Source organism: Pleionea sp. CnH1-48, from assembly GCF_024124665.1.
GTDB lineage: Bacteria > Pseudomonadota > Gammaproteobacteria > Enterobacterales > Kangiellaceae > JAMXSB01.
Genome location: NZ_JAMXSB010000006.1, coordinates 129,508 through 154,486, shown reverse-complemented (window position 1 = coordinate 154,486; position 24,979 = coordinate 129,508). Strand labels below are relative to the sequence as shown.

Genomic DNA, 24,979 nt, shown 5'->3' with positions numbered 1-24,979 from the left:
TTTCTCTTTGCTAAGCTGACGTCCAAAATAAAAGCAAGAGTTCGTTAAAAAATGCGTAAAGTTGTAGGCTGGGGCTTTGGGCTTGCCAGCATTTGTGTTGTGGTGCAGGCTGAAGATAGCCAAAAGTTAGTGGTTAAAGGTGAGCGCGAAGAGGGCGACTCTATTTATGTGGAGCGTGAAACCAACCCCTTACTGCCAGATATTGGGCAGGCACTGGCGGCGTTGCCAGGAGCCGATTTTAATCAGAACGGACGTGTAACCGTATTACCTCAGTATCGTGGGCACATCGGTAGTCGTACTGGTGTGTCGATCGATGGCTTTCCTATTGTCTCGGCGGGCCCTAATTTAATGGATGCTCCCCTTAGTTATTCCATTCCCGCCTGGGCACAGGAAGTCATTCTGTATCGCGGCATTGCCCCGGTAGCCAGTGGATTAGAAACTCTGGGAAGCCAAATTGAGGTTATTAACCACAAGCCAGAATTTAATTCTCACGAAGGAGAGTTCTCTGGTTTTTATCATGGAGCTTTTTCTGATGCAGCTAAAGAGCAAGCGTTAGCTGCTGGATGGGCAAATAACATGCATCGGTTTCAATGGTTGGCATCGGATCAAACGGGAGATGATGTTGAATCGCCATTGGGCACACTAGCCGCAACTGAGTTCGATAAAAATGTAAACCAGATAGGTTACGGTTTTAAGGTGGGTCAACATCAACTGGACCTTGAATTTGCCAAACAGGATGTTGATGAATCAGGAACACCTGCCTTGGGAATGGATATTCGTTTTATTGATGGTGAGCGGACTGGACTGCACTATCAAACGGAATGGCAGGATGTTTCCTTGAGTATCAAAGCTTTTGATATGGAAGCACAACATGGAATGGATAATTTTACGTTAAGAACACTCATGATGCCCACCATGGCTCGTTATTCCTATGCCACCAGTGAAGGAGATGGAGTGCATATTGCCTTGGATTGGCAAAATGATCAGATGGCCCACACTTTTGGAGTTGAGCAAAAAGACAGTCTTCATAATATGGTGGTTACCAACCCCAACAATCCAATGTTTCGAGTGAAGGCATTTAGTAATGCATCTCGTGAAGACCTAAGTGTTTATTGGCAGTCAAATTTGTCGTTAGATGAGAGTCAAAGCATCAATGCTGGTATTCGCTATAAAAAAGGCGAGGTCAACAGTGACAGCGTAAGCCACCACATGTTTGGTATGATGCCTCCAGTCACTATGCTGCAAAACAGTTTTAATCAGAGCCAAAGAGAACGTAGTTTTAGTGATATTGACTGGTCTTTAAATTATCACTATCAGGTTTCTGATGAGTGGAAATGGTATCTTGGCGTAGGACAAAAAAATCGTTTGCCAACTTATCAAGAATTATATTTATGGCTCCCGTTAGCGGCAACGGCTGGTTTAGCCGATGGCAATTTGTATATGGGCGATCGTTCGCTGGAATCTGAGCAAGCAACACAGTTTGAAATTGGATTTACTTGGCAGAATGATGTTGTTAAGTTTAGTCCTCAAATTTTTTATCACGATCTGAAAAATTATATTCAAGGGATCAACGAAACCAATACTGCTGCATTGATGTTTGCCAATATGATGATGCCCGGAAGTCAGGTGCTGAGATTTGCTAATGTTGATGGTTCTATGAAAGGTCTGGATGCAGAGTTGTTATGGCAAATCAATGAGCTGTGGTGGCTTGAATCTACATTGTCTATTGTAAGAGGGGAACGCGATGATGTTAATGATAATCTCTATCGAATTGCGCCTGATAATGTGTATATGAAAATTAATTATCAGCATCAAGACTGGACTTTTGATTTATCTGGACAGGTTTACGCAAAGCAGGATGATGTTTCACAAATGCTTTCTGAGCAACCAACATCAGGTTATGGTGTATTAAACTTTGGAGCACAATGGCAGTTAAATGCTTCGACTCTATTGTCATTTGCCATTAGTAATTTATCCGATAAAGAATATGTTTCTCACCTTTCTGGTTACAACCGAGTTATGAGCAGTGCGGTCGCACCTGGCCAACGCATACTTGGTGCAGAAAGGCAGTTTGTTTTTTCCATCAATCGGTTATTTTAGTCCCAACGAGAAAACCGATACCACAACCTTTGGCGTCACGACCGTGGCGCCCTTTTTTTTGCCAGTTTTCTTTGTAATGTGCGTCTATGCATTCCTAACTCTCTGGCGGTAGCAGAAATGTTTCCTTGGTTTTCTGCGAGTACTTTATGTAGATGTTCCCATTCGAGTTCTTCTGGAGAAAGCGGTTTAAATTCAGGTTGTTTTGAATCATCCTGTGATAGAGCAGCAATGATTTCTTCCGTCGAAGCTGGCTTTGGTAGATAGTTGTAAGCGCCCATCTTTATGGCTGTTACTGCTGTGCTGATACTGGCATAGCCAGTTAATATCAAAACCTTAACTTCGGGTAGCAGGGAGAGCAATTCTGGTAATAAAGCTAACCCCGATTCCTCTGCTAACTTTAAATCTAACAGTACTTTTTGAGGTCTGTATTTGTTGGCTAGTTGCAGCGCTTCAAAACTATCTTCGGCATGAACCGCTGTAATTCCTTTTTTTGTTAAACGTCTTAATAACAGAGACGAGAATACGGGATCATCTTCGACAATGAGCCAGGTTTCATTATTTGTCATCTTGGCCAGCCTTAGGTAACTTGATTGCTGTTTTTATATGACTCTTATCGGATTCTAACCAAACTTCGCCACGAACACGTTCTATTGAGCTATTAGCTAAAAGAAAGCCGATACCCATGCCACCTTCTGTGCTCAGCAGTGGTCGTTTGCCCAGTTCTTCGGCAACAAAATTAGAAACAGAGCTTGCTGAGTTGGTAAATGTTAGATAAACAAAGTTATCTTGTTCGTTAATAGACATCGCTGTTTGATTGATATTGGCTTTTTTATTCGCTCTGGCTGCGTTATCCAGCAGGTTAATGACTGCTGGTAAAAGTGAGGCATCAGAAGTAACCAAGGTGTGCGGACTCATTGAGTTGCTGATAGCCAGTTGGTGATCGGGGTAACTGATCAGCCACTGCTCTTTTAGCAACTCGATAAAGTCACTAATTGCAATGGATTGTCCATCATCTGGAGACGGGTCATTCACTTTGTGTTTTAGTCGCTGCAGAATATTTTGACAGCGATCAACCTGCTGCTCCATCAGCTCGATCAATTCATCTTCTGAATTCTGCTCAGAAAGCTCCTCACAAATCATTTTTATGGAAGCTAAAGGTGTTGCCAGCTGATGGGCGGCATTGGCTGATAATAGACCCAATGCAATCACCTGTTCGTTGCGTAATTGTTGCTCTTTAAAACTGGCGAGTTCTTTATATTTGGTTGCAAGTGCCGCACTCAACTTATTAACAAAATAAAGAATCAGTAAGGTTGATATCAAAAATGTTAGCCACATGCCTACATAATGAAGATTCATTGAGTGATGGTGACCTTCCATTGAGCCCATTCCATCTAAGGGAATCAAAGGAATAAGTAAGATGGAATAAATTAAGATGGCGTAACATCCTATTGCCCAGGCATAGAGTGCACGACAAATAAGAGCTCCTAAAGTAACCGGGAGCAAGAGTAAAGATACAAAAGCATTGGTTGCTCCACCGGTAAAGTACAGCAATGCACCTATCGCACTGAGGTCAAATAGAAGCTGCATTAGAAACACCAGCTCGCTGACGGAGCTAAGCTTACGTAATTGATAAATACTGTAAGTGCAAGCAAACACTTCGACTAATAATATCAACGCGATGGGGGGGGTTGGCACGACAAAGTTAAAAAACTGATAAGCTATCGCCAATACGAGGAGTTGTCCCAGAATGTAAACGAAACGAACCTGAATAAGCCTGAGTAGTTGTTGCTTAGAGGAGGCATTTTGATAAAGCAGCGTTTGTATCATAGGTTATGAGCTCTTAAGGGCTTTGTTTATTGGAATAACCATACTAAACTTCCTGCGCCACGATGGACACCATCTTTGACTAATAGAAACAGACAATGAATGATCGGCAGTCTCTATTAATCAGAGCTTTATTTTACTGTAAGAGCGGGATAATTGCTTTAATTGGTGATGTGTTTTTTATTCATCATCTCAATTATTAGGAGCGTTTGCTAGGTTGCAAATAAGCTTTTTAATTCATTATAAGCTTGATGAATCTTATCGAAGGTTTCGCGCTGGCCTCCTTTGTCTGGATGGTGTTCATGAACCAGTCGTTTATAGGCTGCTTTAATTTTTTCCAGTGTAAGAGGGGCGCTGTCTTGTAAATGAAGTTGCTGTATTGCCTCTGCTTTGTTTTGAATCGCTAAATAACGTTGCCAGAACTTTTTTTGCATGGCATTCACCGCTTCTTGCGACAGATAAAGATTCTCTATATCCAGATAAAAATCGGCTAAAGGATCATACAATGCGACTTTTTGCGCAGCATCGTTAACAGGGAGGAGTTGAATAGAAAGCGGGGTAATATCAAGATTCTGTTGGCCCGCCAGATGATGCTTTAATTGATAGAGTTGATGGAACAACCAAAAGTGCTTTTCATACAATCGGTCAGGATCCGGTAGATGAGCAAAAAAGTCGGAATAATGTTCTGCAATTTGTTTGAATAACTCGTACTCGCTTAAAGGCGATGAATGCTCCAAAAGGGTTAACAGCTGGTGTTGTGGCTCTGATAACTGAGACATAAGATGTTAGTCTGTCGTATTTAAACGTATCACATTGCTGGTATCAGGAGCTGAACGATAAATAGCTCTTACGGCAGGCTTATCGTTTAAATCGATTTCTATTGCACAAAGCTGAAGCATAGGGTCCTGAATCAGGTTTTTCATCTTGGTCGCTTTGAACAGGGATATCAGCATAAATTGTATTAAACGTTTGTCTGCGACTTCTGCTAAAAAAGCAGCTTGTTCTTCTTCGCTGGCTTCTCGCACCACTCTAAAACGAGGTATGAGTTTTGAGCTAACGGCGACTTCTACCTGCAGTTCTTCGACATGAAAACCTGCTCGTTCAAAGAGTGGAAAGGCTTCAGTGACTTCTGCGATGATGGATTTAATTTTGCCTATATTTTGATCTGGCGAAGAAGCGGGGATTTCTTGCTCTTGCGTTGGTGAGTCGTCCTCTGCGGTTGGCGCTTGGCTTTTAAATGAGGCTGTTAATTTGTTAAAAAAACGACTAAGTGACACAGGAACGTCCTATTTTTGGGGAATCCCTTGAGTATTGAAGATTTAGCTATCGATTACAAGGAGAAGTCTGCGCTATGCCAAAAATATGTGACTTATAACAGAGGCATTCAATATTAGAGTATTAAGCTCTGGCCGCACCTGAAGGAAACTTTCTGTTCTAAAAACAGTGCAGGTTATGTTTTAAACCTGCACTGTAAAAGCCGATTACTTGAGTTTTTAACTCAAATTAACGATGTTTAATTCAGGCTCTGTAGGCTCGAGTTCTTCTTTTAAGTGCTCTGGCAGCGAAACCGTTTCGCTATCAAAAACCGTATCGCCATCGGCGTAGGGGGTATCCTGGCGCTCAAATTGTTGGAAGTTAAACAATTCGGTGTCCATCATGTGAGAAGGCGCGATGTTGCCCATCGAGTTAAAAATTGATTCAATTCGGCCCGGGTATTGGCGGTCCCAGTCTTTCAGCATTTGTTTAATAATTTTGCGCTGTAGATTTTCTTGTGAGCCACACAAGTTGCAAGGAATGATAGGAAACTCACGCATCTCTGAATAGCTGGCGATGTCTTTCTCACGACAAAATGCCAAAGGACGAATAACGACGTGTTGTCCATTGTCGCTTAACAATTTTGCTGGCATGCCTTTCATCTTGCCGCCGAAAAACATATTCAGGAACAAGGTTTCAACAATATCGTCACGATGGTGGCCTAATGCGATTTTGGTAATGCCATTGTCTTTTGCCCAGCCATAGATAATGCCTCGACGCAATCGAGAGCAGAGTGCGCAGGTCGTTTTGCCTTCGGGCACTTTCTCTTTAACGATGCTATAAGTATCTTCTTCGATAATATGGAAAGGCACATCGATGGAACTAAGGTATTCAGGAAGCACATGTTCTGGGAAACCCGGTTGCTTTTGATCCAGGTTTACCGCAATTAACTCAAATTGAATGGGCGCGTGCTTTTGCAGATTTCGCAGAATATCCAGCATGGTGTAGGAGTCTTTTCCGCCTGATAAACACACCATGATCTTGTCGCCATCTTCGATCATATTATATTTTTCAATGGCTTGCCCTACGTTGCGGCGGAGCTTCTTCTGGAGTTTGTTTAGGTCGGTTTTCTGTTTCTGCGATAACGGCTGCATACGGGCTCAATGTGACTATGGGATTTTGAGGGCGCATATTATAGCGGATAATTGCTTGCGTTTAAAATTTAAACTTTTGTCTGAGAGGAAATGCGATAAATTAATATTTTTCTTTATTTATCATTGGGTTATGATGTTTTTTCTAATTGCTGAAAAATAGAGTTGAGAATCATTGAAACTTTGCTCTATTTGCCACTCTAAGTCGTAATAAAACAAAGTCAGCTCCTGTTCTGGTGTACCGTAAAGAAACTGGGACTGGTCAAAACTCTCAACAAAAGCCTGAGGGCTTGAGTGAAATGGGTCGGATCGATTAATGAAAATGTATCGTGTGTTAATCATATTGCTCCTAAGTTTAGGCTTAAGTGGGTGTGGAATTTCCTTTTGGTACAACAACTTAGACTGGATTGCTTCTTGGTATATTGATGATTATGTTGAGCTGACCGACGAGCAAGAAGGACAGCTAGAGTTGCTGATTAACTCTAAGGTCCGTTGGCATCGACAGGAGCAGTTACCGCAGTATGTCAGTTGGTTACGTCAGGTCTACGCCGACATCGAAAACGAGACCCTGCCGGATCAATGGCTACATCATGAGCAACAGATGGAGACTTTTTATTTGTCTCTGGTTCATAACATCAGCTCAGATATGATTGGTATGCTAGGTGAGCTAAATGAAGAACAAATCAGCGAGTTGGAAGCTAATTTAATTGATCGAGAGAAGGATTGGATAGAAGAGTATGTTGATTTAGATGAACAACAACAGATAAAAAAACGCAGAAAGCAGATTCGTAAGAGTGTTAAAGGATGGATTGGGCGATTAACATCCTCTCAGGAAAAATTAATCGACGAATGGTCTCGCGCTGTTACACCTACGGCCAAGTTCCGCTCTGAGTATCGGCAACAATGGCGTGAGTCTTTTATTGAGCAACTTCGACAACCGTCAACAGAGGCCTCCCAAGCTCAGCTAAAACGCTTAATCGAAACGCCGCGTCATTTAAGAAGTGCTGAGTACGAAAAAGCGTTTGAAGAAAACAGTGATATTGCACGGGATTACACATTCAAACTATTAACGATGCTTACCAAAAAACAAAAGCGACGCTTGTTATCTGAAATTGAAGATTACATTGAAGTTTTTGAAGAACTGATGGAAGAAGGTGATTAAAAAAGCTTTCTATATCCAAAGTATTTCAAGGTGCATCTAGGCTGCTAGTAAGCGAATTTCTTGAGCTTAGGTGGTCTAGGTAAATGGCTAAACGATTGAACTAAGTGATTAGGGTGAGTGCGCTCAACCAACACCAGTGCACATTGAAAAACGACCTATAGATTGTTCAGGGATGAAAAGAATGACGCAATAATTTCTCTTATGAGATTCAGAGGCTATCGGTTAATCCTATTGAGTTAATGATTCTAAAATAAACTGATCAATCAGCTGCTTTTATGACACGCTCAATTGGTTGTATGGTGGTGGTTTTCGATATACTTTCTTTATTTTAGTTTTATATGGATAAAATATTTTGGTTGTATAGTGCTCTGGTTGGTTTTTCGGTGCGTAAATAACGATAAACCAAGAGGAGGTTCTATTATGACCAGTCTAGTGAAAAAATGGGGACGACGATTGGGCGTTGTTGCCGTTGCTTTTAGTTTATCTGCTTGTGAAATTTTTGATGACGATGATGATGCGCCCGCAACACCAGCACCCACCGCTAAAGCAAAAGTTGAAGTTATTCATGCATCCGCCGATGCGCCACGTGTTAATGTTTATTCGGGAGCAACCCCTTTACTACAAAACTTTGATTATGCCCAGGCTTCTGGTTTAGTCGAAGTAGACGCTGGACTATTTAACGTTGATGTTAAAGGTTTACTGCCTGACTCATCGACTCCCAGTGTGATTGGTCCAGTCGATTTAACATTACAGGCGGATATGATTTATACGGTTATTGCGACTAACAACGTTGCTAACATTGAGCCTTTAATCGTATCGCGTTCGGATTCTGCTATTGGAGCAGAAGAAGTTAGAGTTCAAGTTGTACATGCAGCTGTTAACGCACCGATGGTAGACGTTTATGTTACTGCTCCTGATGCAGATATTACGGCATCAGCGCCTCTGGGCACATTCGACTTTAAAGGTGACTTGGGGCCAGTAACTGTACCCCAGGGCGACTATCAGATTAGAGTCACTCCTGCCGGTGATAACCAAACCATTGCTTTTGATTCTGGTGCTGTTAGCCTTGCTGGAGGAAGTGACTTAACCATTGCGGCCATTACCAATACAGCGACGGGTAGTGCTCCAATCAATTTATTGGTGGCGACAGGAACTTCGTCATTTCTTGTTAGAGACAAGAATGCAGGAGCCAACGTAAGAGTCACACATGGTTCTCCTGATGCGCCTGCTGTCGATATTATTGCGAATGATAATTTTAGTGCGCCTTTATTTAGTAATCTTGGCTTCACTCAAACTTCTGACTGGGCAAATATTCCTGCCAATATGTACAACGTTAAAGTGGTTCCTCAAGGTGCAACGTCGCCTGTTGTTATCAATGCTGACCTGGATTTTGCAATAGGTAATTTTTATTCGGTACTGGCGGTAGACACATTAGATCAAATTGATGCGTTGGTACTCACAGAAGATCGCCGACGTGTTGCAACAGAGGCAAAAATTCAAATTGTTCATGCATCTCCCGCCGCAGGTAACGTTGATATTTATGTCGTTGCTCCAGGAACCGATATTAATAGCGTTGAAGCGACTATTTCTGGTTTTGCTTTAAAAGCAACAACGAATGGTTTTATTGGGCTTCCTGGTGGTAGTTACGATGTTTATATTACAGCAGCTGGAACTAAAGATGTGGCGATCGGTCCTGCACAAATTGATTTAAACGCTGGTGGTATTTATACCGTGATTGCCCGAGACTCTGAACATATTAGTAATGCTCAAGATGCGGGAGCACCTGCTCAGCTATTGCTTTTAGATGACTTTATTCTTTAGGACCAGGAGGGCCCCAGTGCAAACTGGGGCAATACTTAAAAATTTTCGTTTTTACTTTTATAGATGAAAAATAAAAGTGATTTAAATCAAACTCTTAATATTACCTTGTCGGATTTTTAAAGTATTTTGTCGGATTCTTGCTACCTGCATCTATCAACATTCCGGTTACTATTTCATCTCTTTTAGCCATGCCAATGGGTTTGGTTTGAAATGTCGTGATTGGAAGGGTTGTATGTTGTTAAAAAAGTTAGTCAGTTTAGTTGTTGTAAGTATTCCTTTGATTGTTAGCTGTGGTGGAGGTAGTGGTGTTACTTCTGATAATGAATCTCCCGCTGTTGCTAAGGTAACACCTTTAAGTGGAGCTGAATCAGTTGATACGACAGCATCAGTTTCGGTGACATTTGATGAAGATATTGTCGCTTCTTTAGTTAACTCATCCTCGTTTTCTTTGAAAGAGGGAGATGAAGAGGTTCCTGCATCGGTTGTTTTTGATGAAGCAAGCATTACCGCAACCTTGCAAGCGGAGCGTCCATTAAGCCTGCTGACAAAATATACTGCGACGGTTAGTTCATCGATCAGTGATTTAGCCGGAAACCAACTAACTGGAGATTTTAGCTGGTCATTTACCACACGGGATGGTCAGTGGCGAGAGCCAAAGCCAGCAGAGTTTGATGATAATGGTAATGCTCTTTTTTCGTTAGCCATGGCGAATGACAGAGGCGACCCCACTGTGATTTGGTCGCAGCATGATGGAACTGTTTATCGAGTGTGGACTAAGCAATATGAACAGGGTAGTGGCTGGAGTGAGCCTGTTTTATTGAGCTCTTCTGCAGCGGTTGAAGACAGTATTGCCTATTCAGCATCGATGAATAAAGATGGCGTTATCGTCACTTTGTGGCGAGAAGGTAATAGCGTTTGGACTAACTTTTATCAACCTGAATCAGGGTGGCAGTCGGCACAGCGCATTGAAGCTTTTGATGGCGTGCAGTCTTATCTGAAAGATGTGGTAATTGATTCACAAGGTAATGCGGTTGCTATCGTCTCTAATAAATCCGATGGAGCTAGCGTATACAATTTGTGGGCGACACACTTTGTGGCAGGTGAGGGTTGGTCTGCCCCCGTTCTTGTTGAAAACAGTGATTACGCTAATGTAACTCATTCTAAAACTGTTGTTGATGAGCAAGGTGTTGTCACGGTTGTTTGGAGGCAGCAAACCGATGCCGACTCTGATTGGGATTTGTGGTCTCGACGCTACTCTGTTGAGTCTGGATGGGGAGCTCCCGAGTTGGTTGAGCAGCTAGACAATGTAGCTGGCTCGAGGATCAGCGCCTTTGTTGATAGTGAAAACAATGTGTGGATCGGCTGGTATCATAGAGACACTAATTACAGTGCTTACATCAACAAATATACTCCCGGTACGGGTTGGGCCGAGCCAACATTATTAGAAAATGACAACACATCGGATGCGCAAATGCCGAGAGTCGTGGTTGATAAATCTGGACAGGTGACCGTGGTATGGCAGCATTACGACTATGATGACAATGATGATTTAGGCCGGATTTTTGTTCGAAGCTACACGCCTGAGTCTGGTTGGAATGAGCCAGTTGCTATATATGAAAATGCGTCCAGTAGTTACTTTGAACCAGAAATGACGATAGATAACAATGGCCACATTATGCTGGCGTGGGAAGATGGCTCTAAAATATTGGCAACTCGTTATAGCAAAACACAGGGCTGGAGTGAGACGGAGACTTTACAGGACCAAGAAAATACCTCGGCATTTGGAATTAATCCTATCGCTGATACCGCAGGTCGAGTATGGCTGTTTTTCTTGGTGGTCGATAGAACAAGTGGATTACGTGACTTGCTTTATAGCGAATTTAACTAAAGTCGTTTGTTATAAATTATAAAGGTTTATTGCTCATGACTGAGAAGTGAAACATCAAGCGTCATATACCTGCTAAAGAAAAAAGCCCCAGCAAAGCTGGGGCAAAAGCACATACTACACACACTTAGTGTCTATAGGAGATTTCCGTTAGCATCGACCGCATTCAATTGATTGTTGTCGGGGCCATCGGAACTGGTATCAGGAATCCATTGACCGATGCAGCTTCTGTCATTAACACAAGGATCGGTAAGAGCATTTAAGAATGCTACTAACTGTTGGGTTTCCTGTTGATTCAATCGAGGTGAATCAAAAAGAGAGGTCCCAGCATTGCGTTCTTGCTGAAGTTTGTTCAAGGCTAGGTTGGTATTGTTTTCTGCATTAGGGTATAGGTTGTTTACATTGCAGTTGTTTATCGAGTCGAACTGCGGTAAATCGCATGTTTCGTTATCATCAAAATAATCATCAACGCGTCCGCGTGGATTCACATAATGTCGAACAACATCGGTTAAGGTTTCGTAAGCACCTGCATGTCCATAAGGCGCTGTTACCGCGATGTTTAGTAACGTTGGCGTTCTAAAACGATAGCGATCTCGGTTGTCTCCTGTTTCGCGTTCGCGACCAAAGTCATCATCATTACCGTCTCCTTTACCTGCTCCGATTTGCGGAAAGGCGATGGTGTGATGTTGCTCATCGGTAAAGAAGTCTCCGCTGTGACAATTTACGCATCCAGCGCCACCATTGTCGACACTGGTATAGAATAAGATAGCCCCTTCTTTTTGCTCATCGGTTAGAGCATTCAGCTCGCCACCGACATAACGTTTCCAGGGATTATTAACGAGTACCATTGAGCGTTCGTATTCACCTAATGCCATAGCAATATTGTCGAAAGTGATCAGGTTCTCGGCGCTATCACCGGACGCAAAAGCGGTTTGGAATTCTGTTAACCAGTTGTTGGTGGCCAGTTCTCCTGCACCAACACCGTAGTTTCCTATACGTGCTGCGAGGTGCGCTCGAATGGTTTGGTTATCGCTGTTTGCTTCAAAGGTCGTGCCTTTCATTTCTTCCGCTGAAGTAACCGGGAAACGAGCTTGTGCGGCAGCCAGATTAGCCCCGGCGTTGGCATCGGCGGTACCAAAGTTTGAATCCGGTGTTCGAATGGGGGAGAGTGAGCCATTAGCGTCGTCTTCTTTGCCGATGCTTTCAACTCTTGAGTCGTGAAATAAACTACTGTCCCACAGAGCTGTGTTAAATACCGTCGGTGCATTTCTTGGAACAGGAGGTAACTCTCCATTCTCTGTTTCTCGCCCAACACCGAGCAAGTCTGGTTGTGCAGCATGCACACCAACAGGTAGTGACAAATCATCGGCACCTCCCAAAGCGGGATGATGACAAGTAACGCAAGCGGAATCTTGGTCGCCGCCCAAACTTTTACTAAAGAATAATTTCATGCCTAGTTGCGGTATAGGATCACTAATATTAGGCAGTACGCGATTGGTAGAAGCATCACCGGTCAGATTATGTTGGCTTATTAATGAAGAGAGTTCATTGTCTAATGGTGAAGTCACAACTACATCGTTAACTGTGATGGTGACCGTGGCATTATTAGAATTGCCTGTGCCATCGTTAGCGACAAAACTAAATTGATCCTGACCGTTAAAGTTTACCGTTGGAGTGTAAATAAAACTGCCATTGGCATTGAGTGTTAAGCTGCCATTATTGGTGCTGTCGGTAACATTAAATGTGAGTGCATCACCGTCTGCATCGGTTGCGGTGACGTTGGCATTTAAACTGCTGTTTTCGTCAATAGAAAAACTGGTACTAGTGGCGACTGGAAGCGTGTTGGTGCTCCCTGATTCGCCACTGTTACCGCTATCATCACTGCCTCCTCCGCTACAGGCTGTCAGTAAGGTAGCAGAGCAAATAGCCAGAAACGTGTTAGAAACACGAAAGCGCAAGTGTTTTTGTGGTACGGATGTCTGCATATTTGCCTCCTACTAGACAACGAATGGCGTATTAGATGAATGTCTAGATTACGAAGCAAATGAGAAAGAAATAGGGAGGAATTGTGCAAACTCGGTGCAAACGTAAAGGCGTTTGTGAACACCTTCACGTTTTAGAGTAGAATTGGTATTAGAAAGTCTCTATCAAAGATAGACAAACCTAGTCGAGAAGAAACTTATACCCAACGCTATAAACCGAGTGGATACTTTCTTGCTGGGTATGTTCGAGTAACTTTTTGCGCAGTTTTTTGATATGACTATCAATAGTGCGACCACTGACAATCCGTCGATCATCATAAATGCGATCAATGAGTTGATCTCGAGAAAAAATTTGTCCTGGGTTTTGCGAAAGAATTTTTAGCAGGCGAAATTCAATGGCTGTTAACTCTATTGGTAAGCCATTGAATGAGGCTTGATGATGATCGTCATTGAGCAAAAGTCCATCGTAGATCGTCGGTTTGGGTGTCGATAGACGACGCAAAATAGCTTTGACTCTGGCGACTACTTCTCTCGGACTAAAAGGCTTGCAAATATAATCGTCGGCGCCAATCTCTAAACCCAGCAGACGATCTATCTCTTCTATTTTTGCTGTGACCATAATGATCGGCAGTTCGGAAAACTGGCGCACTTCTCGGCAGATATCCAGGCCGTCTTTACCGGGTAGCATCAGATCGAGTAGTAACAAATCAGGAGGTGACTGCTTAATCGCCGGAACAACTTCCAGGCCGTTGCTTATAATTTGACAAGCATATCCACTCGCAGTCAGATAGTCATTTAACAGGTTGGCAATTTTTAGTTCGTCTTCAACGATCAAAACATTCTGCGCAGACATAATCGCTTTTATCATCCATCAAAGTAGAGGTAGTTGTATTGTAATCCATAAGCCGCCTAAAGGAGAGGCTTTTGCATTAATCTCTCCCTGGTGGGCCTCGACGATGTTTTGGCATATCGCCAACCCTAATCCGGCGCCGCCATGAGCTCGATTGCGCGAGGATTCTACACGATAGAGTCGATCAAATAGTTTGTTGATTGATTTTTCTGGTACCCCGGGGGCTGAGTCCATAAAGTAGATGAAGACCTGTCGCTTTTTGATTTGAACTTTTATATCAAGTTGGCCTTGTTCATCGGTATAGCGTTTGGTGTTCTTTAGCAGATTGATAAACAATTGACGCAATCGCTCTCGATCAGCATGAACCACTATTTTTCTTTGAGATGGATAGTGCTTATTGAGCTCAATGGATTTTTCACTCAACTGGCTGGCAAAATTATCAACACAACTATCTAGAACATCAATAAGATTGATATCTTCTTTACGATAATCAAGTGCGCCGAGATCCGATAGAGACAGTTCATACAAATCATTGACCAGACGGGATAACTGAACAACTTCTTGCAGCAACGATTCCATTGATCGGTGATCTGAACTACGAATACCGTCAATAATCGCCTCGATCTCACCACGCAAGATAGACAGAGGCGTTCTTAACTCGTGAGAAATATCAGCAATCCATCGTTGGCGCGCCTCTTCGTTATTTTCCAAAGTTTGTGCAAGGATATTAAAGTCTCGCGACAAATTACCAATTTCGTCCTGGGTGCTGACTTTGGTTCGAGTTTTATAAAATCCTGATGTCAGTTCTTTGGTTGAGCGCGTCAAACTTTTAATGGGCTTAACGATATGGCTCGCCAGTGGCAGTGCAAGCAACAAAGAAATGGCGAGAGCGATACCCGCAATGGTCAGCAGTGTCTCGTTCTGTTGCTCCAAAAAGAGCAGCTCATTCGCTTCCGAAAGCTGTTGACGCTTTTTTAGAGATAGATACCCAATGGTGGTCCCGTCCAATAAAACGGGCGTCATGGGTTTATCGAGATCTTTAACGTTGGGGCCAAAGATCAGCACTTTATTACTGGCAAAGAGTGATATTCGTTGATGAAATCCATTACGCTCTGCGCCAGGAGGAGGGCGCTTGCCAGGAGGAGGGCGCTTGCCAGGTGGTGGGCGTCCGTCAAATCTGGGTGGCGGACGACTGCCTTTATCGTGGCGTCTACTTCTGTCACGAGGACGTGCGTCTCTAGGAGGTCGATGAGAAGGTGGACGATGTCCATCTTTGCGCCGATGAGGTGGCGAAAAACTCTGGTTTTCTAGCTCTCTTAGTGGCGAGCGATAGCCCATTGCTCGATTGTCTGGTTGTGACTCTTCAATCAAAGCGCGCCATAACTGACGTTGTTGCCGGACGAAATCCCAGCTTCCCTGGTTGCGATACTCATCTGCGAGAGCTTCTGAGAAGTAGTCCAGGTGTTGTTGTTCCTTGGTGTTTGCGTATTCCAGAAAGCCACGATCGAAGCTCCATTGCATCAATAAGTACATACTGATCGTGATAAAACTGGTAGCCAGCATTATGACCAGAAATAGCTTGTATTTTATACTTATTGCCACTTACTATAGACCGTCTATCTTGCTGGGAAAATTCGTACTAATATAACGCGAAGTGTCTGATGGATCATCTCAGCCCCTTTAAATTCCACAATATTTGCATATTTGATTAATATGAGCAGGCTCTAGATAAGTTTAACTATTATGAAGCGATTAACCAGTTGCGCCAATGTGATTGAAGCTCACACTTTAAAAGGATTACTGGAAAGGGATGGAATCGAAGTGTTTTTGAAGGGAGAAATGCTTGCCGGAGCATTGGGTGAGTTGCCCGTCGATATGGCTCAGGTTGAGTTATATGTCAGTGAAGAGCAATGGTCTCGAGCCAGTTCCATTATTGAACAGTATACGGGCTCTACCATCGAAGAGGCTGAAGAGTGGACTTGCCAGTCTTGCCATGAAGACAATGGCAGAGAGTTTGAATATTGCTGGAACTGCCAGGCTCAACCTTCATAACTGCTGAGTAATTATTGAACTACCGAGGTTTATCCACCTAATTATCGTTAATCCTATTCTTGTAGGTTGTCATTTTTTTGCGACTCTTTGACTACTTGAGCCGTCAATATAGGTAAATACAACAATAAATGAAAATGAATGATCCAGTGAGTGCTTTTGATGATCTTACTCTGGCAGCGGCGAAACGTGGCGATATGTCTGCGTGGAATCGCATATACCGCCATCTCGAAAAGCCGATGTATTCGCTGGCACTGTCAATGGTTAGAAACCCTGCCGAAGCAGAGGACTTAGTTCAGGAAGCTTTTATTAAGGTCATGAACAAAATTCATCAGTTTCGGGGTGACTCATCGCTATGGGGATGGGTACGTCAGATTCTTGCCAATCAGTGCATCTCTCATTTGAGAAATGCTCGACGTTGGGATGGTAACAGTGAGCAAGAAATAGAACTTTTGCTCGACCAGGTTGAAAACGATGCTCAATGGGGAGCAGAAAAAGATATTCGAAGAGTAATGGAACGACTGCCGGAACAGGCTCAAAGAGTGGTTTATCTCTATGTAGTTGAAGGCATGACGCATAAAGAGATCGCCGAGATGTTTGCGCTGACCGAAAGTTTTTCTAAATCGACAGTATCTAGAAGTTTAAAGCAATTAAAATCATGGATTAGCCCTAAATGAACAGACATTTTTCTCATGATGAAATTGTGCACTTAGCCCGTAACAATCTCGACCATAACGCTCGAGAACATTTGCAAGAGTGTGCACAGTGTCATCATGAATACCAACAAATGCTTGAGTTATTTCGACAAATGAAAACCGAGCTTTCTGTCGCACCAGAAAGAGATTTATGGAGTGGCATTGCTGAGCGCAGGCAACGCAGTCTACGTCGTCAAAAATACAAGCGACGTAATATGTTTTCGTTAGCTATTGCTGCGTCCTTAATGATGATTATTGGTGCGCAGTGGTTTAGCCTCAATCAAAATCAAGCTCAACAACTGCAAATTCAAGCCTTGATGCACCAGTCTCAGCAATTAGAGACCCAGCTATCTAGCTCTCAGTTGAACTTGGTTAATTCTAAGCTTTATTTTGTAGAGTTTCGACAGCAACTATTTGCCATTGATGATGAACTACAACGAGCGTATCAGAACAAGGCTGAGTTTTCTCATATTCAGTCATTGTGGGAGCAACGCGTTAGCTTGTTACAAAAAATGGTTCGATTTAAACACAACCCTCAAAAAATTGAATCGATATAAGGATTTTAGTGATGACTCGATTAACTCGTACTTTTTTTTGGGGATTTGTGGTCCTTTTTGCAAACACGGTTTATTCCCTCGATGATGACTGGACAAACAGTGCTCACGGCGTCCCATACAAAACGTCTGTAATGAATGAAAAGCAGCAAAAAGCCATCCAACCAATACTGGAGCGCTGGCAGCTACAAATGCTGGAGCTGTATCAAGAGTTGGCTGCGAAAGGCGTCGACATTAATAACTTTCATTATCAACAAAAAAGTTACTCGGCTATTCGTTATGGCTTAGTTTTTTCTTACGATCCTGAATACATTCACGCCAATGGGGTGCCCGTTATTGCGGTAACACCTAGCAGTATTATGGCGACACTGGGTGTTCGCAGTGGAGATATTATTGTGCGTGTAGACAATGTTTCTTTAGCCGACAATCAACAGTTGGATGCTGATGGTAATTGGGTTGCGCCCAAATTGTTGTCACAGCATCTTAAAGGTTTGCCGCCTGAGCAAAGCTTTACGATGACCCTGCTACGTGATGGAGCTGAGCTTAACTTCTCTGGTCGCGCTACAGCTTTTACGGTGCCTGGGTTTAAGGTTGAACCTAAAGTGTATGGTGATGCCAATGAATTGGGGGAGCCCTGTGCGACTCTGGAAAGTGATACGACACGTATTTCGTCTTCCACCGGAACCACGGCGCGTGGACACGCTGTATCGATAGTGAGCATTAACGGCAAAAATGTTCTTGAGCGAGACGAATATCGATTGGCTGCTGGCCGCCACTTGATTGTTGTGAACGAGAAATTCCAGCGTAGAATTCGCAAACCTCGTTTCCGTCGTGCTGAGCTGATTCTGGATGTTAAGTGTGGTGATGCTTATGTTGTTTCGGCAGTTATTAACCCAGATGCTACAGACAGAGAGAGTTACTGGTCTCTGCATGTAGAGAACGAAGCCACAACATCCAAAAAGAAACCTTAAGAAGCAGCTTTAAGCTGGTTGGTACGCCAACTCAATAGATTGGTTAAACTGAGGTTCTAAATTTAAGGTGATATCTGTAAAGATTGAGGTGACACCTTGATTGAGTAAGGTACTGGCTTGAGTGTTTTGGTTGACGGTATAGACGAGCAGCGATAATCCTTGCTGATGACACTGCTGTGCCATACCGGGGCGGTAACTTTTATGTTCTATATGGAGCGCAACGCAGTTGAGCCGTTGCGCCTGGAGCATCCAGTTATCGAAAGTGTTATTGCATGCCTCGCCGCTACGTAAGAGCGCTCGAGGTATATGTGACATCTGCTCCTGACAATACTGAAGTGCTTCAACGGAAAAGCTAGACAATAAAATATCGGGGTGCTTGTCCATTTTTTTTAGGGTGGCTTCTATTTGTTGAGCGGTCAGCGTGTCCTGTCCTGCGTTCGGTTTTATTTCCAGATTCATGCCTAGCGATAAACGATTGCAAGCTAACAATGCCTGACGCAAAGTGGGAATGCAGGCATTTTTAAAACGATCCGAAAACCAGCTTCCTGCGTCAAAACTCTGTAGTTCCCAGCGACCATAATCAACAAACAACCCGGTATGATCCGTGGTTCGACTTAAGTAGTCATCATGAAATAGCATAGGGTGATCATCGGCACTCAATTTCACATCGCATTCGATCCATGAATAGCCTGCTCTTGCTGCAACAGCAAATGCTTCCAGTGTATTTTCTGGTGCCAGACTACTAAGCCCTCGGTGAGCGATCTGCTGCGGGAAACTGGCAAAAATGTCCGTTAGTCGCATGTTTTTTATTTGAGTATCAGATGCCTTACCGCTAAGGTTATCAGCTCAGCGTTGCAAATACATGAAATTCATCTAAATAAAAAAGAATAAAAGAAGGTCTATGAATCTACTTTGGGCAGGCTTCATTTTAATTTCCTTTGTTGCGGCTATTTTTTCCTGGCTGGTTAATGGCGACATTGCCATCTTTAGCCGCATGCTGGAATCCGTTTTTCAGATGTCAAAACTCAGTATCGAGATAGCGTTGGGGCTAGTGGGACTTTTATGTTTCTGGATGGGAATACTCAAGATTGCTGAGGTGTCTGGCGTTTTATCCAGCATCGCTCGTCTATTGGAGCCCTTGTTGAGGCGGCTCATGCCGGAGGTTCCGGCAGGGCATCCGGCATTTGGGCATATTACGATGAACATTGCTGCTAACATCTTCAGCCTTGATAATGCGGCAACGCCCGCAGGCATTAAAGCAATGGAAAGCCTGCAAACCCTGAATAAAACGCCTGATACTGCGACCAATGCGCAGATTTTGTTTTTGGTCCTCAATACTTCTGCGGTCACACTGTTTCCTGTCACTATTTTAATGTACCGAGCACAGCTTGGTGCGGTGAATCCTGCTGATGTATTTTTGCCGTTGCTTCTGGCGACCTCTGCATCGACATTTATTGGCCTGTCGGTGGTGATGTTGATACAAAGAATACGTTTTGTTGATTCGGTGCTCCTGGGATATTTTCTGGCCGCTGCAACCATCGTTGGCTCACTGATCTATTGGCTGCACTCAATGCCAGTTGAGCAAATGACGGTGGTATCTGGTGCTATTGGCAATGGCTTGCTGTTATTCATTATCTGTTATTTTATTGCAATGGCTTTATGGCGCAGGGTGGCTGTTTATGACGTGTTTATTGATGGGGCGAAAGAAGGTTTTCATCTAGCTGTTAAAATCATGCCTTATCTGGTCGCCATGTTGGTGGCCATTGGGTTATTGCGTAGCAGCGGCGTACTTAATGTAGTGAGTGAAGGTGTGCGCAAGCTTGTGCTTACATTGGGCGGCGATGCGCGATTTGTTGATGCACTGCCGACGGCATTTATGCGACCTTTTTCTGGCAGTGGTGCCAGAGCCATGATGTTAGAAAGCATGAATACCCATGGAGTGGATTCATTTGTGGGTCGGCTGGTGGCAACTATTCAGGGTAGCACCGAAACCACTTTTTATGTGCTAACCGTATATTTTGGAGCGGTGGGAATAAAAAAGATCCGTCATAGCCTTGGTTGCGGATTGGTGGCCGATGCTGCTGGAGTGATTGCTGCCATTGTTGTGAGTTATTGGTTTTTTGGAAGTTAAGGTGGCTCTAAAATTCGGTTTTTATCCTGTGATGATTGGGTTAAAAAAGCGACTTTTTGTTTTGAGATATCTTGGTTAATAAATATCCTGTTTTACATTAAAAGCACGTGAGTCAGTAGCTACTTTCGTTCCAAGGGTTACGGCATCTTTATTCTGTGAATAAATCACAATATAACAAAACGATGACAGTGCTCAGATCCAGAAAATGACACTTGTTGTCAATAGTAATCCACAGAAATCTGGCAAATATTTTTTGCGCTTTGCACAAGCTTTATTCGATCCGATTGATCATTGAACAAAGCACTCTTTAAATATAACTTATTGAAAAATAAGCATTTTTTAAAACTGGTTAAAAAATGCTCAATTTGTAGAAGATCGTGTAGTTATGGGGGCTGAAGGCATTTGTATAAAAGTTTCCCCCAAAGTTATCCACAGTTATTGTGGAAAGAATATTACGGTTTAATAACAGTGGGATCTGGTCAATTATGACTCTTTTTGGGCACTCGAAACGGTATAATTTTTGCCCTGTTTGTGCTTTTTGAAATTTCCGAACACTTCATTGAAGTTTCGCTTCATAAATTGGCGCAATCCGTTGATGGTAACCACATAAAATCGACCACCAGGATTCAGGTGTTCGTAAGCGTCGTGCAAAAATAGAGTGAGCATCTCATTGCCTACTTTGGCAGGAATATTAGACACAATTACATCAAATTTTTCTTTGTTGAGCTGCTCAAAGCCATTACCCAGCATGGCTTTTGCGTGAGGTACATGATTGTTTTTGGCGTTCTGATTGGCGTAATCCACAGCCACAAAGTCTTTATCGGCCATAATGACACTGCCTTGTGGAGCCATTTTGGCCATAGTAATCCCTAAGGGGCCATAGCCACATCCCAAATCGAAACAGTGAGCGTCGGGAGCTATGTCGAGGTATTCGAGCAACAAGCGTGTACCTTCATCGATTTCTCTGGGAGAAAAAATACCCCAGGTCGTGGTGAAGTTAAGTGGGAAGCCTCTTAACTCAGTGGCAAATTGGATGGGTTCACGAATTTTGGCTAGTTCAGGGTTTTTCGATGGCATAGTGTTATTTGAGTCTGTTAATTTTCGGTTGATAGTGACCGCCGCAGCTTGATGTTATTTGGCACGGCAGAACGAGCGAAGTGTCATTGCTTTATATAAGTGACATTCTAACGCAGAAGAACAAAAAATGGGATTAACCCCTCTTAGTTTCAGTCGAGGTGATGATAGAAAGCGGCATAAGCCCTGATGCATTCTTTTTACTTCATGTTAAAATTCGGCCTTTGCAGTAACAGGATTTAAATTTATGAGTAAGTCGCCGGTTTACAAGATTCTCTTTGTAAATCAAGGGCAAACCTACGAGATATATGCTCGTAGCATTGTTCAAAGTGAGCTGTATGGCTTTATAGAAGTAGAAGAGTTGTTGTTTGGCGAGCGCACACAGGTTGTGGTCGATCCCGCCGAAGAAAAACTGAAAGCTGAATTTGAAGGCGTAAAGCGAAGTTATATACCGATGCATTCGGTTATTCGAATCGATGAAGTTGAGCAGCAGGGAGTGGCAAAAATCTCCGACGCTGCAGGTAATGTGGTGACGCCTTTTCCTATGCCAATGAATAAGCCGGGTGGAGCCGACTAATGAACCTGGATGATATTCCATTAGGTAAAAACACCGAGTACCCCGATCGCTACGACCCTGAGTTGCTGTTTCCCATTGCTCGCGAAGAGAAGCGTACCGAAATAGGCTTGGCCGATCCGGCGCCTTTTAATGGCAAGGACAGTTGGACTGCCTATGAGATGTCCTGGCTGGATTCACTTGGTAAACCTCAGGTTGCTATTGGCTTGTTTGAGATCCCCTGTAATTCTCCCGCTATTGTCGAGTCGAAATCTTTTAAGCTGTACTTAAACTCGTTTAATCAAAATCAATTTGCTGACTGGTCGCAGGTTAAAGCCTGCTTGCATCGAGATCTTGCCGCTGCCATTGGAGCTGAGCTTGATATCACTTTGTACACTGTCGATGAGTTTCAGACCAAAGGGATCACGACGTTTAATGGCCTGTGCCTCGATGAGTTATCAGTAGAGTGTTCACAGTATGACTATGCGCCTGATTTGTTGCGCTGTGTTGACGGTGGAAAACAAGTATCTGAGCAGCTGTATTCTCATCTTTTAAAGAGCAATTGCCTGATTACTTCTCAGCCGGATTGGGCCAGTGTGTTTATTGCTTATGAGGGGGCTGCCATAGACCATGAAAGCCTGCTGCAATATCTGGTGTCTTTTCGTAATCATAATGAGTTCCATGAGCAGTGTGTTGAACGTATCTATCAAGATGTGATGCATTATTGCCAACCACAGAAACTCACCGTCTACGCACGATACACTCGTCGTGGTGGTTTGGACATCAATCCTTGGCGCAGTAACCACGCTACACAGTTGCCTTTCGCTAGAATGTCACGTCAATAATGTTATGAAATCAGTCAGTGGTGAGTGATCACTGACTGGTTTGTCTTCATTTTCCTATCCCAAACCTCATCTTCAAATTCTAAATATGAGATAAAAATCACAGGTTTTTTGTGAGGTATTTCAACAAACAGTGAAGAGAGATTGAATCTGTTTCTCATTCCTGAGTCAGTAATATTAAGACATTGTAAAACTGTGACTCGGGTAAAGCTTTGTGCTGCCAAATCCGATTATATTGATTGAAAGAACATTGAATTGTTTAATTGTGAGGAGAGATTCATGGCTTATCTGGTATTGATGGAAGACAGCCAGTCTTGTAGCCGCTTTGCATTAAAAGACGATTGTCTGACCATTGGCCGATCACCGGGCAGTGATATCTTTTTGGATGATCCGTCTGTGAGCCATCATCATGCCCAGCTCCACATTGAGTGTGAAGAAGAGTATGAGCAAGAGGAGCATCAACAGAGCGACCTTGATTGCCGTTATCGAGTGGTGGATCAAGGCAGTACGAATGGTACTTATGTGAACAACAAAAAGATCGATGAGGCTGAGTTAAAGCACAATGATCTACTGGTTATTGGGCTCAATAACTTCCGCTTTGTGGATGAAGAAAAGTCTGCGCTGGAAAAAACTCAGCAAATAAAAAAATCCTGGTTACCAGGTGTTTTCTATTTAAAGGATAAAAAGTGATCAGGTATTCATGAGTCGAAAGCAAAGGAACTGCTTAGGTGACTGAAATATCGCCGTTATCAATGACTGCTCTGACAACCTGTAATACGTTTGAATATATTGCCAAAGCCGTTAGAATAGCCAGCCAATATTGTATTAATAAATTGTTGTTGTGTTTGCTGGTCTAAAGTGACGCCCACAAACGATTAAAATATGTAACAAACCAGAGCGTGCGCCTGAATGGTTTGCTATGGTAGCGTGTACCAGACTCAACACAACCTGCTAACTCGAAGAGAAGTGATAGAGCATGAGCCAGCATTTTCTTGAATTTGAACGTCCAATCGCAGAACTAGAAGCACAGATCGAAGAATTACGATTAGTTGGCAGTGATTCTGAAATTAACATAACAGAAGAAATCGCCCGTCTGCAGAAAAAGAGCAAAGAGCTGATGGATCAGATATTTTCTGATCTGGATGCCTGGCAGATTGCTCAACTAGCCAGACACCCTCAGCGCCCTTATACCCAAGACTACCTCGATCATATCTTTACCGATTTTGATGAGCTGTGTGGTGATCGTACTTACGCTAATGACTGGGCGATCATTGGCGGAACTGCTCGCTTGGAAGGCCAACCGGTTATGGTTATTGGTCATCAAAAAGGTCGGGATACGAAAGAAAAGATTCGCCGCAACTTTGGTATGCCACGCCCTGAAGGGTATCGCAAAGCATTGCGCCTGATGGAAATGGCAGAAAAGTTTAAATTGCCGATTATTACCTTTATCGACACTCCTGGTGCTTATCCTGGCGTTGGCGCAGAAGAGCGCGGTCAGAGTGAGGCCATTGCTCGTAACCTTAAAGTCATGGCGGGTCTAAAAGTACCTTCTATTTGTACTGTTATTGGCGAAGGCGGCTCCGGTGGTGCGTTAGCTATTGGTGTTGGTGATCGCGTTAATATGTTGCAGTACTCAACTTACTCGGTTATTTCGCCAGAAGGTTGTGCTTCTATTTTATGGAAGAGTGCAACCAAAGCGCAGGAAGCAGCGCAAGCAATGGGGATCACGGCTCAGCGCCTAAAACAGCTGAACCTGATTGATTCCATCATTTCTGAGCCTGTAGGTGGCGCTCACCGAGATGTTCCACAAATCAGTCAATCTCTTAAGCAACGTTTGTTGGATGATCTGCGTGATCTGCAAGCATTGACTGTTGAAGATTTGTTGGACCGCCGTTACAGCCGCCTTATGTCTTTTGGTGAGTTTGAATCATAATTCTTACCTCTATGTACTGTCTTAGAGTCAAAGACATCACTCTTATCTATACCCAATGCAGGTAGGCGGCCAGCATGCGAGTCCCCTGAGCTTAGATAGACTAAGTGATTGGGGTGAGTACGCGCAGCCAACATCGCTGCATCTTGAA

General features: G+C 43.3%; 23 protein-coding genes. 13 read left to right on the top strand and 10 right to left on the bottom strand.

The features are described 5' to 3' along the window. Positions 1-51 precede the first annotated feature (51 nt). A complete protein-coding gene (locus NH399_RS11085) occupies positions 52-2,100 on the top strand; it encodes a TonB-dependent receptor (RefSeq protein WP_253040297.1) in 2,049 nt (682 codons plus the stop codon). Positions 2,101-2,135: 35 nt separating this feature from the next. On the opposite strand, the gene NH399_RS11080 is transcribed toward NH399_RS11085, so the two are convergent. The 5 genes from NH399_RS11080 to ttcA form a co-directional block, all read right to left on the bottom strand. Further along, positions 2,136-2,666: a response regulator transcription factor gene (locus NH399_RS11080; protein ID WP_253040296.1), complete on the bottom strand. Its 531-nt coding sequence runs from the start codon at positions 2,664-2,666 to the stop codon at positions 2,136-2,138. Further along, positions 2,656-3,927, bottom strand: a complete 1,272-nt coding sequence (locus NH399_RS11075; protein WP_253040295.1) for a histidine kinase dimerization/phospho-acceptor domain-containing protein — start codon at positions 3,925-3,927, stop codon at positions 2,656-2,658. The genes NH399_RS11080 and NH399_RS11075 overlap by 11 nt, the downstream gene beginning before the upstream one ends. Positions 3,928-4,136: 209 nt before the next feature. After that, positions 4,137-4,703, bottom strand: a complete 567-nt coding sequence (locus NH399_RS11070; RefSeq protein ID WP_253040294.1) for a DNA-J related domain-containing protein — start codon at positions 4,701-4,703, stop codon at positions 4,137-4,139. A 6-nt stretch (positions 4,704-4,709) separates the two neighbouring features. Continuing rightward, on the bottom strand, positions 4,710-5,201 hold the full coding sequence (locus NH399_RS11065; protein ID WP_253040293.1) for a hypothetical protein: 492 nt from the start codon (positions 5,199-5,201) through the stop codon (positions 4,710-4,712). A 216-nt stretch (positions 5,202-5,417) separates the two neighbouring features. Then, positions 5,418-6,332: a tRNA 2-thiocytidine(32) synthetase TtcA gene (gene ttcA, locus NH399_RS11060; protein ID WP_253040292.1), complete on the bottom strand. Its 915-nt coding sequence runs from the start codon at positions 6,330-6,332 to the stop codon at positions 5,418-5,420. A gap of 313 nt (positions 6,333-6,645) precedes the next feature. On the opposite strand from ttcA, the gene NH399_RS11055 reads away from it, so the two are divergent. From NH399_RS11055 to NH399_RS11045, 3 genes are all read left to right on the top strand, one after another. Then, on the top strand, positions 6,646-7,491 hold the full coding sequence (locus NH399_RS11055; RefSeq protein ID WP_253040291.1) for a DUF6279 family lipoprotein: 846 nt from the start codon (positions 6,646-6,648) through the stop codon (positions 7,489-7,491). A 420-nt stretch (positions 7,492-7,911) separates the two neighbouring features. Beyond that, positions 7,912-9,312 (top strand): DUF4397 domain-containing protein, encoded by a 1,401-nt coding sequence (locus NH399_RS11050; protein ID WP_253040290.1) that lies wholly within the window; start codon positions 7,912-7,914, stop codon positions 9,310-9,312. Positions 9,313-9,544: 232 nt separating this feature from the next. Beyond that, positions 9,545-11,200 (top strand): Ig-like domain-containing protein, encoded by a 1,656-nt coding sequence (locus NH399_RS11045; protein WP_253040289.1) that lies wholly within the window; start codon positions 9,545-9,547, stop codon positions 11,198-11,200. A gap of 131 nt (positions 11,201-11,331) precedes the next feature. Here the strand turns inward: NH399_RS11045 and NH399_RS11040 are convergent, their stop codons facing one another. The 3 genes from NH399_RS11040 to NH399_RS25925 all read right to left on the bottom strand — a co-directional run bounded on the left by NH399_RS11040 (position 11,332) and on the right by NH399_RS25925 (position 15,631). Then, on the bottom strand, positions 11,332-13,182 hold the full coding sequence (locus NH399_RS11040; RefSeq protein WP_253040288.1) for a cytochrome c peroxidase: 1,851 nt from the start codon (positions 13,180-13,182) through the stop codon (positions 11,332-11,334). Between the two features lie 178 nt (positions 13,183-13,360). Beyond that, positions 13,361-14,032 carry a response regulator gene (locus NH399_RS11035; protein WP_253040287.1) on the bottom strand — a complete coding sequence of 224 codons (672 nt, stop codon included), beginning with the start codon at positions 14,030-14,032 and terminating at the stop codon, positions 13,361-13,363. Positions 14,033-14,050: 18 nt separating this feature from the next. Further along, positions 14,051-15,631, bottom strand: coding sequence for an ATP-binding protein (locus NH399_RS25925; RefSeq protein WP_253040286.1), 1,581 nt, complete (start codon positions 15,629-15,631; stop codon positions 14,051-14,053). A gap of 141 nt (positions 15,632-15,772) precedes the next feature. Between NH399_RS25925 and NH399_RS11025 the strand changes: the two genes are divergently transcribed. The 4 genes from NH399_RS11025 to NH399_RS11010 all read left to right on the top strand — a co-directional run bounded on the left by NH399_RS11025 (position 15,773) and on the right by NH399_RS11010 (position 18,298). Continuing rightward, positions 15,773-16,081, top strand: coding sequence for a DUF2007 domain-containing protein (locus tag NH399_RS11025; protein WP_253040285.1), 309 nt, complete (start codon positions 15,773-15,775; stop codon positions 16,079-16,081). A 128-nt stretch (positions 16,082-16,209) separates the two neighbouring features. Continuing rightward, positions 16,210-16,755 (top strand): RNA polymerase sigma factor, encoded by a 546-nt coding sequence (locus tag NH399_RS11020; RefSeq protein WP_253040284.1) that lies wholly within the window; start codon positions 16,210-16,212, stop codon positions 16,753-16,755. Further along, positions 16,752-17,330 carry a DUF3379 family protein gene (locus NH399_RS11015; RefSeq protein WP_253040283.1) on the top strand — a complete coding sequence of 193 codons (579 nt, stop codon included), beginning with the start codon at positions 16,752-16,754 and terminating at the stop codon, positions 17,328-17,330. Before NH399_RS11020 ends, NH399_RS11015 begins: the two co-directional genes overlap by 4 nt. An 11-nt stretch (positions 17,331-17,341) precedes the next feature. Next, on the top strand, positions 17,342-18,298 hold the full coding sequence (locus NH399_RS11010) for a hypothetical protein (protein WP_253040282.1): 957 nt from the start codon (positions 17,342-17,344) through the stop codon (positions 18,296-18,298). A gap of 9 nt (positions 18,299-18,307) precedes the next feature. On the opposite strand, the gene NH399_RS11005 is transcribed toward NH399_RS11010, so the two are convergent. Further along, complete coding sequence (locus NH399_RS11005) at positions 18,308-19,099, bottom strand: glycerophosphodiester phosphodiesterase family protein (protein ID WP_253040281.1); 792 nt, start codon at positions 19,097-19,099, stop codon at positions 18,308-18,310. A 100-nt stretch (positions 19,100-19,199) separates the two neighbouring features. On the opposite strand from NH399_RS11005, the gene NH399_RS11000 reads away from it, so the two are divergent. Further along, positions 19,200-20,429: a nucleoside recognition domain-containing protein gene (locus tag NH399_RS11000; RefSeq protein WP_253040280.1), complete on the top strand. Its 1,230-nt coding sequence runs from the start codon at positions 19,200-19,202 to the stop codon at positions 20,427-20,429. A gap of 483 nt (positions 20,430-20,912) precedes the next feature. Here NH399_RS11000 and NH399_RS10995 read toward each other — a convergent pair whose 3' ends face one another. Beyond that, on the bottom strand, positions 20,913-21,506 hold the full coding sequence (locus NH399_RS10995; RefSeq protein WP_253040279.1) for a class I SAM-dependent methyltransferase: 594 nt from the start codon (positions 21,504-21,506) through the stop codon (positions 20,913-20,915). A 244-nt stretch (positions 21,507-21,750) separates the two neighbouring features. Here NH399_RS10995 and NH399_RS10990 point away from each other — a divergent pair, with 244 nt between their 5' ends. From NH399_RS10990 to accA, 4 genes are all read left to right on the top strand, one after another. Further along, a complete protein-coding gene (locus NH399_RS10990) occupies positions 21,751-22,080 on the top strand; it encodes a DUF1820 family protein (RefSeq protein WP_253040278.1) in 330 nt (109 codons plus the stop codon). Continuing rightward, a complete protein-coding gene (gene queF / locus NH399_RS10985) occupies positions 22,080-22,901 on the top strand; it encodes an NADPH-dependent 7-cyano-7-deazaguanine reductase QueF (RefSeq protein WP_253040277.1) in 822 nt (273 codons plus the stop codon). The genes NH399_RS10990 and queF overlap by 1 nt, the downstream gene beginning before the upstream one ends. A 276-nt stretch (positions 22,902-23,177) precedes the next feature. Beyond that, positions 23,178-23,588 carry an FHA domain-containing protein gene (locus tag NH399_RS10980; protein ID WP_253040276.1) on the top strand — a complete coding sequence of 137 codons (411 nt, stop codon included), beginning with the start codon at positions 23,178-23,180 and terminating at the stop codon, positions 23,586-23,588. Positions 23,589-23,874: 286 nt separating this feature from the next. After that, positions 23,875-24,831 (top strand): acetyl-CoA carboxylase carboxyl transferase subunit alpha, encoded by a 957-nt coding sequence (accA, locus tag NH399_RS10975; protein ID WP_253040275.1) that lies wholly within the window; start codon positions 23,875-23,877, stop codon positions 24,829-24,831. Positions 24,832-24,979: the final 148 nt, after the last annotated feature.

Coding starts and splice junctions, on each gene's coding strand:
- NH399_RS11085 (WP_253040297.1), top strand. CDS start 52: ATGCGTAAAGTTGTAGGCTGGGGCTTTGGGCTTGCCAGCATTTGTGTT.
- NH399_RS11080 (WP_253040296.1), bottom strand. CDS start 2,666: ATGACAAATAATGAAACCTGGCTCATTGTCGAAGATGATCCCGTATTC.
- NH399_RS11075 (WP_253040295.1), bottom strand. CDS start 3,927: ATGATACAAACGCTGCTTTATCAAAATGCCTCCTCTAAGCAACAACTA.
- NH399_RS11070 (WP_253040294.1), bottom strand. CDS start 4,703: ATGTCTCAGTTATCAGAGCCACAACACCAGCTGTTAACCCTTTTGGAG.
- ttcA (WP_253040292.1), bottom strand. CDS start 6,332: ATGCAGCCGTTATCGCAGAAACAGAAAACCGACCTAAACAAACTCCAG.
- NH399_RS11055 (WP_253040291.1), top strand. CDS start 6,646: ATGAAAATGTATCGTGTGTTAATCATATTGCTCCTAAGTTTAGGCTTA.
- NH399_RS11050 (WP_253040290.1), top strand. CDS start 7,912: ATGACCAGTCTAGTGAAAAAATGGGGACGACGATTGGGCGTTGTTGCC.
- NH399_RS11045 (WP_253040289.1), top strand. CDS start 9,545: ATGTTGTTAAAAAAGTTAGTCAGTTTAGTTGTTGTAAGTATTCCTTTG.
- NH399_RS11040 (WP_253040288.1), bottom strand. CDS start 13,182: ATGCAGACATCCGTACCACAAAAACACTTGCGCTTTCGTGTTTCTAAC.
- NH399_RS11035 (WP_253040287.1), bottom strand. CDS start 14,032: ATGTCTGCGCAGAATGTTTTGATCGTTGAAGACGAACTAAAAATTGCC.
- NH399_RS11025 (WP_253040285.1), top strand. CDS start 15,773: ATGAAGCGATTAACCAGTTGCGCCAATGTGATTGAAGCTCACACTTTA.
- NH399_RS11020 (WP_253040284.1), top strand. CDS start 16,210: ATGAAAATGAATGATCCAGTGAGTGCTTTTGATGATCTTACTCTGGCA.
- NH399_RS11015 (WP_253040283.1), top strand. CDS start 16,752: ATGAACAGACATTTTTCTCATGATGAAATTGTGCACTTAGCCCGTAAC.
- NH399_RS11010 (WP_253040282.1), top strand. CDS start 17,342: ATGACTCGATTAACTCGTACTTTTTTTTGGGGATTTGTGGTCCTTTTT.
- NH399_RS11005 (WP_253040281.1), bottom strand. CDS start 19,099: ATGCGACTAACGGACATTTTTGCCAGTTTCCCGCAGCAGATCGCTCAC.
- NH399_RS11000 (WP_253040280.1), top strand. CDS start 19,200: ATGAATCTACTTTGGGCAGGCTTCATTTTAATTTCCTTTGTTGCGGCT.
- NH399_RS10995 (WP_253040279.1), bottom strand. CDS start 21,506: ATGCCATCGAAAAACCCTGAACTAGCCAAAATTCGTGAACCCATCCAA.
- NH399_RS10990 (WP_253040278.1), top strand. CDS start 21,751: ATGAGTAAGTCGCCGGTTTACAAGATTCTCTTTGTAAATCAAGGGCAA.
- queF (WP_253040277.1), top strand. CDS start 22,080: ATGAACCTGGATGATATTCCATTAGGTAAAAACACCGAGTACCCCGAT.
- NH399_RS10980 (WP_253040276.1), top strand. CDS start 23,178: ATGGCTTATCTGGTATTGATGGAAGACAGCCAGTCTTGTAGCCGCTTT.
- accA (WP_253040275.1), top strand. CDS start 23,875: ATGAGCCAGCATTTTCTTGAATTTGAACGTCCAATCGCAGAACTAGAA.